Source organism: Kitasatospora sp. NPDC001539 (assembly GCF_040298565.1).
Classification (GTDB): Bacteria; Actinomycetota; Actinomycetes; order Streptomycetales; family Streptomycetaceae; genus Kitasatospora.
On record NZ_JBEPAK010000245.1, the window covers coordinates 1 to 10,725 of the forward strand.

The following is a 10,725-nucleotide window of genomic DNA, read 5'->3' on the forward strand; positions in this document are numbered from 1 at the left end:
CCCGCGCCGCGGCCCCGGGGCGGCGGGCGGGGGGGCGCGCGGACGCGGCCCGGCCGCCAGCCGCTGCGCTGGATCCAGCGCGCCACCGTCACTGTGGTCTCCACCCCGGGCCAGGGTGACCAGACAGGTACGCCACCACCAGTCGGGCGGTGTCGTCGCCGGTGTCCAAGGCCGTTCCCGTGCTCCTCACGGTGGGTGCCGGGGCGGGGCGGCGGCCGGCGGGCGCCGTTCGGCCGGGCGTGGGTCACCAGGGGAAGGAGGCCGACGGAGCCGGCCACGGGGCCGACGCCCCGGCCGACGACGCGCACGGGCAGGTGCACCGCGGCGGCACCGGCGTCCGCACGGTCCAGGTGGCCGCCGCCGAGCCCGGCGCGGGTCGGGCCGTGGGGGGCGGCGTCCAGATCGGCCACGTGTTCCGGGTCGCCCACTCCGCCGGCGTGACGCCGGGGTCGGGGATCCGAACGGCCCGGGTGAGCCCGGGGCCGCTCCTGGTCGGACAGGTCACAGCGTTCATGCCACCCTCCGCATGCCGTCGACGGTGGTGCTGACCCCGAGTACGGACGGCCGGGTGGCGCCGGAACCTGCCGCCGGAACCCGGTCGGAGGGGCGACCCGGTGGCCGACCGGCCGTCATGCCATTCACGCTAGCGGCAGCGCGGCGGCGGACCGCGGTACCCCGGACGGAACCTCGCAGCCGGAGCGGTACCTCGGTACTACGCGGGTCGAGCCGGTCGGACCGCCGCCCGCTGCGCAGGCTGCCGACCGGTGCCGGTGCCGGTGCCACCGCCGGGCTCCTCCCGAACGGGCGTCCCGGCGGTCACGGGTTGCCGAGGGCGGCCTCTTCCCGGTCGAGGTCGTGCTGGACGCGGCGGCGGGTGGTGTCGCTGATCCGGTGCTCGTCGTAGAGGCGGTGCAACTCGGCGCTCTGGACGGCGATGACCTCGCGGCGCAGCTGGCGGTAGGCGGTGTCGGCGGTGGTGCCGTCGGGGGTTTCGGGGGTGCGGTCGAGGCGGGCGGTGAGGGCGCGGCGGAGCCGGTCGAGGGCGGTGTCGGGGACGGCTTCCAGTTCGGCGAGGTGTTCGACGTGGTGGAGGGCGGCGCGGTTGAGGGCGTCGCGGGTGTCGTCCTCCTCGCGGGCGGTGTGTTCGGGTTCGAGGGCGAGTCCGGAGCGGTTGACGACGGCGGCGAGGGTGAGGCCCTGGACGACGAGGGTGAAGACGACGACGGCGGTGGTGAGCACCAGGACGAGGGGGCGTCCGGTGAGTGCGGTGCCGTCGTCGGCGAGCAGCGGGATGGAGAGGGCGGCGGCGAGCGGCATGACGCCGCGGGTGCCGGCCCAGGTGACCACCCCGGCGACCCGCCAGGACAGCCGGCCGCTGCCGTGGCCGGGTTTGACGCCGCGGGTGAGCGGCAGGGTGGAGAGGACGCGGACGGCGATCAGGACGGCGGCCAGGGCGAGCGCCTGGAGCGGCCACCAGCCGGTTCCGGCGGGCAGGTCCCGTACGAGGGTGGGCAGTTCCAGGCCGACGATGCTGAAGACGACGCTCTCCAGCAGGAAGACCACCACGGCGTAGACGGCGTGCAGTTGCAGCCGGATGTGGGCGTCGGTGAGCCGGTGGCCGGAGCGGCCGAGCAGCACCCCGGCGACCACCACGGACGTGACGCCCGAGGTGTGCGCGGATTCGGCCAGCACGTACGCCGCGTACGGGGTGACCAGCGCGATCACCGTCTCCAGCACCGGGTCGGTGGTGCGGCGGCGCACCAGCCACACCAGGCCCGCGACGGCGGCGCCGACCAGGCTGCCGCCCCCGCCGAGCAGCAGGAACTCCCAGCCCGCCGCCGGAAGGCTGACCGAGGCGCCGACGGCCACCGCGATGCCGATGGCGACCTTGAACAGGACGAGCGAGGTGGCGTCGTTGAACAGGCTCTCCGCCTGCACCAGCACCTGGAGCCGCCCTGGCAGGGCGAGGCGGCGGCCGAGCGCGGTGACGGCCACCGGGTCGGTGCTGGAGAGCACGGCGCCGAGGACGAAGGCCATCGCGGGCGGCAGCCCGGCGACGGCGACGGCCGTGAAGCCCACGGCGGCGGCGGAGGCGAAGACCAGCCCGAAGGAGAGGATCGTCACCGGGCGCCAGACCGTGCGCAGGTCGCGCAGCGACAGCTCCTCGGCGGAGGCGTAGAGCAGCGGTGGCAGGACCACCGTGCCGATGATCTGCGGGGGGACGTGCAGGGCGGGGACGCCCGGTACCAGTGCGACCCCGATGCCGGCCAGGACCAGCAGCGACGGCGCGGGCACCCGCAGGCGCCGGGCGAAGGTGGCCACGGTCGTGGCCAGGACCACCAGGACGAGAACGATCGCCACACTGTGCATCGGTGGAGAGGACCCCTCGCAAGAATCGGGGTCACCGCCGCCGGATCGCTGCAGTCATCCCCCGCGCCGACCAGGCTTCCCGGCACACCTGTGGTCATCTTATCGGGGCTTTAGCGGCGATCCGCAGGAGCGGAGGGCGCGGGCCCGCCCTCCCCCGCTACATCCGCATGCGCAGGCGGCAGACCACCGCGTCGGTGTGCCGGCGCAGGGCGCGGTCGATCACGGCGCCGCGCCGGTTCTGCAGGGCGCGCTGCCACCAGTGGGCGGGCTCGCCCTCGGGGATCAGCACGGTCACCCGGTCGTAGACGTGCTCCGCTCCCAGCTCGTTGACGAAGGCGGCGATCGGCCGGCCCAGTCGGCGGTGCTCGTCCGGGATCTCCACCAGCGGCACGCCCGGCCGCCACAGCTCCCAGTCCCGCCGCAGTGCTTCCGCCGGGGCAGGCTCGTGGACGACGGTGACCGCCATGACCTCGTCGCCCAGCGACAGCGCCGCCGACAGGCCGTCCCGGGTCAGCCGGCTGATCGCGGTGACCGGGACGACGACCAGGCTGCGCCGGCGGATGACCGCGCCGGGCACCCGGCCGAGCTCCAGGCGCTCGCCGATCCGTGCGTAGCCGCGGTGGATCGCCTCGAAGAGCAGCACCAGCAGCGGCAGGGCCACCAGGATGCCCCAGGCGCCCTCGGTGAACTTGGTGCCGGTGACAACCAGGGCGGCGACACCGGTGAGCAGCGCGCCGAAGCCGTTCAGGGCGGCCTTGGAGCGCCAGCCGTGCGGGCGGTGCCGGCGCCAGTGCCGGACCATGCCGACCTGGCAGACGGTGAAGCCGACGAACACGCCGATGGAGAACAGCGGCACCAGGCTGTTGACGTCGCCGCCGGAGCCGGCCAGCAGCGCCGCGGACGCCGCGGCCAGGAACAGTACGCCGTACCGGTACACCTGGCGGTCGGCGCGCAGCGTGAAGACGTGCGGGAGGTGGTTGTCGCGGGCGAGGAGGTCGAGCAGCACCGGCAGGCCGCCGAAGGAGGTGTTGGCGGCCAGGCCGAGCAGGACGACGGTGGCGGACTGGACGACGTAGAAGCCGGCGCCGTGGCCGAGCGAGGCGTCGGCGAGCTGGGCGAGCACGGTGACGCCCTCGACGGGCTGGAGGTGGAAGCGCCCGATCAGCACGGCCAGCCCGATCAGCATCACACCGAGCAGCGCGCCGAGGGCGACCTCGGTGTGTTGGGCCCGCCTGACCCGCGGGGTCCGGAAGGAGGGGACGGCGTTGGCCACCGCCTCCACCCCCGTCAGCGCCGAGCAGCCGGCCGCGAAGGCCCTGAGCAGCAGCAGCGCGCCCACGGTGGTGGCGTTCTCGGCGAGCGCCGAGGCGTGCCCGGCGGCGGCCGCGGTGCTCGCCGGGGCGTCCCGGAACAGCCCCACCGCGATGATCGCCAGGATCGACAGCACGAACACCGCCGTCGGTGCCATGAACCAGCGCGCGGACTCCGCTATGCCGCGCAGGTTGACGGCGGTGACCAGGGCGAGCACGCCCAGGCAGAGCCAGACCCGCTGGCCGTACAGGCCCGGCACCGCCGAGGTCAGCGCGGCCACACCGGCGGTGACCGAGACCGCCACGTTCAGCACGTAGTCGATCACCAGCGAGGCGGCCGCCGTCAGCGCCGTCCGACGGCCCAGGTGCGCCTTGGCGACCGCGTAGGAGCCGCCGCCGTCCGGGAACGCCGCGATCACCTGCCGGTAGGAGGCCACCAGCACCGCCAGCAGCACCGCGATCGCCACCGTCACCGGCAGCGTGAAGCCCAGCCCGTACGAACCGGCCGCGGCCAGCACCAGCACGATCGACTCCGGCCCGTACGCCACCGAGGCCATCGCATCCAACGACAACGCCGCCAGGCCGCCCGGAGCGGTGAGCCGGTGCCGCTCCTGCCCGGCGCCGGTATCCGGCGGCGCGGGGTCGACGGCGGTGGCGGTGGCGGTCGGAATCGTGGTCTCTGGCATCGGTGGCTCCTCGATCGTGATGCCGACGATCGTGGTCCCGCCCGCCGGGCCGGCCTCCGGTTCGTACAGGCTCTTGACGCCGGCGGCGCCGACCTTGACGCGATCTTGACGAGCCGGGCAGCGACCCGCGCCGTGAGCCGGCCGCTGGGGCACCGCCCGTCCGCCTCGCCGGACGGCGGGCCGCAGGGCCCGAGGGCGTGCACCCGGCTCGCTCCGGAGCGCTGGGGCCCCCGCGCACCGACGGGACGCCCGGCGGGCGCCGTGCCGCGCAGCGATGGCGGCCCCTGGGGCTGGTCACAGCGGGTCACGGGCCGCCTCCGCAGCCCCAGGGGCCGGCGGCGACGTGCGGTTCGCGGCAGTACGGGTAGAAATGGCGTATGCGTAAGTTGCGCCCGTTCGGGGCGCGGGGTCGCCGGCCGTGGCGGGCGTCCCGCCCTCCGCCGTCCGAGGGCGGTCGGGGTTCCGGGCCGGGCGGCGGTCGGCCCGCGCGGGGGCGGCCGGCGTCGCACTTCGGCTTGCGGAGCGTAGCCGGCCAGGCGTTCCTCTGGCAGCTGACGGTCCTGCTGGTGCTCGCCGCGCTCGGGATCACCGCCCTGGTGGTCCGGACCACGAGCAGTGCCCACGCCGACGCCCGGCACCGGTCGCTCGCCGTCGCGGAGGGCTTCGCGAACTCGCCCGGCCTGGCCGCGGCGCTGCGGTCGTCCGACCCCACCGCGGTGCTCCAGCCGCTCGCCGCGGCCGCCCAGCAGGGCGCCGGCGTCGACTTCGTCGACGTGCTGAGCACCGACGGGGTCCGGTACACCGATCCGCTGCCGGAGCTGGTCGGGCAGCGCGTCCAGGGCGACATCAGCCGGGCGGCGGCGGGGCAGTCCTTCACGGAGGTCTTCCAGGGCTCCCCGCAGAACGCGGTCCGGGCGCTCGTCCCCGTCAAGGACGCGGACGGCAGGGTCGTCGGGCTGGTCGCCACCGGCGTGCAGACCACGGACGTCAGTGCGACCGTGGACCGCCAGCTGCCGGTCCTGATCGGCGCCGCGGCGGGCGCCGTCCTCCTCGCCGCCGGTGGAGCGGTGCTGGTGAGCAGGCACCTGCGCCGCCAGACCCACGGCCTGGGGCCGGTCGAGATGACCCGGATGTACGAGCACCACGACGCCGTGCTGCACGCGGTCCGCGAGGGCGTGCTGATCATGGACGCCGACCAGCGGTTGATGCTCGCCAACGACCAGGCGCGGCAGCTGCTCGACCTGCGCCCGGACGCGGAGGGTCGGCGGCTGGACGAGCTGGGCCTGGACCCTGGCATGGCGGCCCTGCTGGCCTCGGGGCGGACGGTCACGGACGAGGTGCACCCGGCCGGGGGCCGCCTGCTGGCCGTCAACCTCCGGCCGATGGCCGTCCGCAGCGGGCCCGCGGGTTTCGTGGCGACGCTGCGGGACACCACCGAGCTGCGTGCGGTGGCCGGGCGGGCGGAGGAGACCCGGGAGCGGCTACGGCTGCTGTACGAGGCGGGCGACCGGATCGGCACCACTCTGGACGTCGTCGCGACGGCGCAGGAACTGGCGGACGTGGCGGTGCCCCGGCTCGCCGACTTCGTCAGCGTCGACCTGCTGGAGGAGCTGATGGGCGGGGACGAGCCCGCCCCCGGACCGGTCACCGGTGGGGTGCTGCGCCGAGTGGCCCACCGGTCCGTGCTGGAGGGCGAACCGGAGGCGGTGGTCCGGGCGGGCGAGATCGACTTCCACCCGGAGGACTCGCCCCACCTGCGCAGCATGGCCACCGGGCGCTCCGAACTGCACCGGGCACCGGACGCGGCCGTCACGGCATGGCTGGCCGAGGATCCGGCACGGGCCGCCAAGTGCGACACGTACGGATTCCACTCCTGGATCCAGGTGCCGGTGATCGCCCGGGGCACGCCCCTGGGCGTGGTGGAGTTCGTCCGCTCGCGCAACGCCGAGCCGTTCGACGAGGACGACCTGGCCCTCGCCGAGGAGTTGGTCGCCCGGGCGGCGGTCGCCCTGGACAACGCCCGGCGCTTCACCCGGGAGCGCAGCACGGCGCTCGACCTGCAACGGAGTCTGCTGCCGCAGCGGCTCCCGGAGCTCTCCGCCGTGGAGGCCGCCTTCCGCTACCTGGCGGCCGACCCCCGGTTCGGCGTGGGCGGCGACTGGGTCGACGTGATCCCGCTGTCCGGCGCGCGGGTGGCGCTGGTGGTCGGGGACGTGACCGGGCGCGGTCTGCGGGCCTCCGCCGTGATGGGGCAGCTGCGCTCCGCCGTCAGGACCCTCGCCGACGTCGACCTCACACCGGAGGAACTGCTCACCCAGCTCGACGACCTGGTCATCCGGCTGGCCGCCGACACCGCCCCGGACCCGGACGCCGCGACCGCCGGAGAGGTCGCCGCCACCTGCCTGTACGTCGTCTACGACCCCGTGTCGGGCTGCTGTTCGGCGGCCAGCGCCGGGCACCCGGCGCCCGCCGTGACCCACCCGGACCGCACCACGGCCGTTCTGGAACTGCCCGCCGGTCCTCCGCTCGGTCTGGGCGGGCTGCCCTTCGAAGCCGCCGAGACGGTGCTTCCCGAGGGGAGCCTGCTCGCCCTCTACACCGGCGGCCTGGTCGCCTCCCCGCAGCGCGCGATGGACGCCGGACTCGACGAGCTGCAGGGCCTCCTGGCCGGTTCGGACGGCTCGCTGGAGACCCGGTGCGACCGGATCGTGCGGGCCCTGGTGCCGGAGCACCCCGCCGACGACGCCGTCCTGCTGCTCACCCGGGTCCGGCGGCTGGACGACGCCCGGGTCGCGACCTGGGCGGTGCCCGCCGACTTCGCGGCGGTCGCCGACGTCCGGGCCGACGCCGTCCGCCGCCTGACGGCATGGGGCCTGGAGGACGCCGCCTTCGTGACCGAGCTGGTCGTCAGCGAACTCGTCACCAACGCCATCCGCTACGGCAGGGAGCCGATCCAGCTACGGCTCATCAACGACCGCTCGCTGATCTGCGAGGTCTCCGACGGCAGCAGCACCGCACCGCACCTGCGCCGGGCCAGGATGTTCGACGAGGGCGGCCGCGGCCTGCTGCTGGTCGCCCAGCTCACCCAGCGTTGGGGCACCCGGCAGTCCGCGCACGGCAAGACCATCTGGTGCGAGCAGGACCTCGCCGAGGACGGCTGAGCGGCGATCAGGTGGCGGGGAGGCTGTTCGCCAGTTCCCGGAACCGTGCGGAGGGCCGCATCATGCCGTTGTCGCCGACGTTCAGGTTCTCCAGCCAGCCGTCCCGGTACCAGAAGATCGACGAGGTCAGCGGGGCGGGATCCTTGATCTGGAGCTGCTTGGACAGGTCGATCATGAACCGGATCGCGTTCAGCGACGCGCCGCTGCGGATCGGCGCCGCGCAGAACGCGTTCCTCGTCGGCAGGGTGACCAGGGCGCCGTGGGGCAGCTCGACGCCGCCCAGGGCGTTCTCCAGGCGCAGGGCCTGGGCGGCTCCGGGCCACGCCCCCTTCCCGTTGACGGCGTAGAGGACGTCGCCGTTCGACGCGTTGAAGGACTGCCGGTTGAGCGGCTCGCCGGCCAGGTTGGCGAAGGCCCGCTCCCAGAGCTCCGCCCGGCTGACGCTCCACTGGTCGGCCGCGTGCTCGGCTATCGACAGGGCCTCCGTCGTCCCGCCGCGCTTGCCGCCGTCCACGCACAGGACGACCGACAGCTCGTCGTCGATCGGCCGGGCCATCGGGTCGGGGCCCAGGACACGGGTCGGGGTGACCAGCAGGCGCAGGCGGTCCCGGACCTCGAAGACGGAGATCCTGGCCAGCGCCTTGCACGGGCCGTGCTCGTCGCACAGCGGCTTCGGAAGGTTCTTGCGGTTGCCGAACAGCGGCACGGGTTGCTCCTCCGGTTCGATGCGGTGTCAGGCCGAGGCCACAGCATCCCATCGGAGCTCGCCGCCGTCCCGGAGATTTCCTGATCCGCAGCCGGCCCCCGACCGGCCGCTGCCCGCCGTTCGGACCCCGCCACCTGCGGTGTCGGTCGTCCGACAGTCGTCTGCCGGTGGCCTGCCGGTGCTCTGCCGGTGCTCCGGTGCGGCCGTCAGCCGGATGACGGTGACCCGAAGGCGGCGCCTGACACCTTTCAGGAGCGGCCGACCGGAGCCAACGGGCGGCCCGATCCTGAAGGAGTCACCATGCGCACACCCGTCACGATTATCGGCGCCGGGCTCGGCGGTCTCACCCTGGCCCGGGTCCTGCACCTGCACGGAATACCGGTCACGGTGCACGAGGCCGAGCCCTCCCCGTCGGCGCGGAGCCAGGGCGGCATGCTCGACATCCACGACTACAACGGGCAACTCGCCCTGCGGGCGGCCGGTCTGACGGAGGAGTTCCACGCCATCATCCTGGAAGGCCGCCAGGCGATGCGGGTGCTGGACCCCGACGGGTCCGTCCTGTTCGAGACGGCCGACGACGGCACGGGCGGGCGCCCCGAGGTGCAGCGCGGCGACCTGCGGCGGATCCTGCTCGACTCGCTGCCCGCCGGCACCGTCCGGTGGGGCCGGAAGGCGACCGCCGTCCGGCCGCTGGGCGGCGGCCGTCACGAGGTGGCGTTCGCCGACGGCGGCAGCGTCGTCACGGACCTGCTGGTCGGCGCAGACGGCGCGTGGTCGCGCGTCCGGCCGCTGCTCTCGGCCGCGCGGCCCGAGTACACCGGCAGGTCGATCGTCGAGACGTACCTGTTCGACGCCCGCACCCGGTACCCGGCCACCGCGCGGGCGGTCGGCGGCGGGTCGATGATCGCGTCGTCGCCGGGCCGGGAGATCTTCGCCCACCGGGAGAGCGGTGACACCCTGCACGCCTACGTGGGGATCAGCGAGCCGCTGGACTGGTTCGCGGACATCGACGTCACCGACACGGCCGCGGCCACCGCGCGGATCGCACGGGAGTTCACCGGCTGGGCGCCGGAGCTCACCGCGCTGATCACCGAGGCGGACGGCGCACCGGTCCTGCGCCACCTCTACGCCCTCCCGGCCGGGCACCGGTGGGAGCGGGTGCCGGGGGTGACCCTGCTCGGGGACGCCGCCCACCTCTCCCCGCCGAACGGCGAAGGCGCCAACCTGGCGATGCTCGACGGCGCCGAGCTCGGCGGGGCGCTCGCCGCGCACCCCGGTGACGTGGAGGCCGCGCTCTCCGCGTACGAGCAGGCGATGTTCCCCCGCAGCGCGGAAGCCGCCGCCTGGCTGCCGGAGGGCGGTGCCGGGGGCGACGTGGGCCAGGCCCTGATCGAGCTCATCAGCGGGCACGGCCGGTGATCGGCTGAGCCGACCCCGGCCCCGGCTGCGCCGACGACCCGGCAGGCCGGGGTCGGGCAGGTCGGGGCCGGGTAGGCCGGGCCGGGCCCGGGCGGTGCGGGCCTGGCAGCGGTCCGCACCGCCCGGGCGGTCCTACCCGCGTGCGGGCTCCAGCACGAAAACGGGGATCACCCGGTCCGTCTTCTGCTGGTAGTCGGCGTACGGCGGGTACGCGGCGACCGCGCGCTCCCACCACTGCGCCCGCTCGTCCCCGGTCACCTCACGCGCCGTCATCTCCTGGCGCACGGGCCCGTCCTGGAGCTCCACGTGCGGGTCGGCCTTCACGTTGAAGTACCAGACCGGGTGACGCGGAAAGCCGCCCTTCGAGGCGACCGCCGCGTACCGCCCCCCGTGCTCCACGCGCATCACCGGGACCTTGCGGATCTTGCCGCTCTTCGCGCCGCGCGTCGTGAGGATGACGACGGGCAGGCCCGTGTCCCAAAGCGTCGTTCCCTGCGTGCCACCCGAGCTCTCGTACAGCTCGACCTGGTCGCGCACCCACTGGGCCGGACTCGGCTCGTACTCGCCCTCGAGCGGCATCGCATTCACCCCATCGTCAGCTAGAGCGCAGTGTGCCCGTGACCGGCGGGGACGAGGACCGTCGAGACCCTGGTTCCCGTTCCGGCCGGAGGCACCTCCAAGGTGACGGAGCCTATCGCGTGCCACCCGGATGTTCGTGCAAGGAGCCCCCGGGCCGTTCGGCGGTCCGTCGGCGCGCTGCTCCGGGCGCGCGTGGCAGCTCCGCTCACCGGTCAGCTCCGACGGCCGCGCCACAGATCGGGTACCTCCCCACCGACCGGCGCCGGTGCCAGCGCCGGTGCCGACCTCCTGCGACCGCTTCAGGGGCGGAGGGCGGTCCGGCTCAGGGCTGTCCGCTCCTCGGTCACGCCCGGTGCACCGGTGCGGGCGGGCAGTAGGATCAACGGCGTTGTCACCCGTACCCCGCTGGTAGGAGGCTTTTCCATGGCTCAGGTCACCCTGAAGGGCAACCCGGTCGAGGTCGGCGGCGCGCTGCCCGCCACCGGCACCCAGGC

The 10,725-nt window shown here is 74.8% G+C and carries 6 protein-coding genes; 2 read left to right on the forward strand and 4 right to left on the reverse strand.

Annotation, left to right across the window (positions count from 1 at the left end; translation table 11 throughout):
* Positions 1 to 816: 816 nt before the first annotated feature.
* Positions 817 to 2,370, reverse strand: coding sequence for a Na+/H+ antiporter (locus tag ABT247_RS27560; protein WP_350747471.1), 1,554 nt, complete (start codon positions 2,368 to 2,370; stop codon positions 817 to 819).
* A 157-nt stretch (positions 2,371 to 2,527) separates the two neighbouring features.
* Positions 2,528 to 4,366, reverse strand: coding sequence for an APC family permease (locus ABT247_RS27565; RefSeq protein WP_350747473.1), 1,839 nt, complete (start codon positions 4,364 to 4,366; stop codon positions 2,528 to 2,530).
* A 515-nt stretch (positions 4,367 to 4,881) separates the two neighbouring features.
* On the opposite strand from ABT247_RS27565, the gene ABT247_RS27570 reads away from it, so the two are divergent.
* A complete protein-coding gene (locus tag ABT247_RS27570) occupies positions 4,882 to 7,527 on the forward strand; it encodes a SpoIIE family protein phosphatase (protein WP_350747476.1) in 2,646 nt (881 codons plus the stop codon).
* A 7-nt stretch (positions 7,528 to 7,534) separates the two neighbouring features.
* Here ABT247_RS27570 and ABT247_RS27575 read toward each other — a convergent pair whose 3' ends face one another.
* Positions 7,535 to 8,233: a hypothetical protein gene (locus ABT247_RS27575; RefSeq protein WP_350747478.1), complete on the reverse strand. Its 699-nt coding sequence runs from the start codon at positions 8,231 to 8,233 to the stop codon at positions 7,535 to 7,537.
* A 300-nt stretch (positions 8,234 to 8,533) separates the two neighbouring features.
* Between ABT247_RS27575 and ABT247_RS27580 the strand changes: the two genes are divergently transcribed.
* A complete protein-coding gene (locus ABT247_RS27580; protein ID WP_350747480.1) occupies positions 8,534 to 9,652 on the forward strand; it encodes an FAD-dependent oxidoreductase in 1,119 nt (372 codons plus the stop codon).
* Positions 9,653 to 9,784: 132 nt separating this feature from the next.
* On the opposite strand, the gene ABT247_RS27585 is transcribed toward ABT247_RS27580, so the two are convergent.
* A complete protein-coding gene (locus ABT247_RS27585; protein ID WP_350747482.1) occupies positions 9,785 to 10,231 on the reverse strand; it encodes a nitroreductase family deazaflavin-dependent oxidoreductase in 447 nt (148 codons plus the stop codon).
* Positions 10,232 to 10,725 lie beyond the last annotated feature (494 nt).

Excerpts from the sequence above, each read along its gene's own strand:
- ABT247_RS27560 (WP_350747471.1), bottom strand. The coding sequence starts at position 2,370 with ATGCACAGTGTGGCGATCGTTCTCGTCCTGGTGGTCCTGGCCACGACC.
- ABT247_RS27565 (WP_350747473.1), bottom strand. The coding sequence starts at position 4,366 with ATGCCAGAGACCACGATTCCGACCGCCACCGCCACCGCCGTCGACCCC.
- ABT247_RS27580 (WP_350747480.1), top strand. The coding sequence starts at position 8,534 with ATGCGCACACCCGTCACGATTATCGGCGCCGGGCTCGGCGGTCTCACC.
- ABT247_RS27585 (WP_350747482.1), bottom strand. The coding sequence starts at position 10,231 with ATGCCGCTCGAGGGCGAGTACGAGCCGAGTCCGGCCCAGTGGGTGCGC.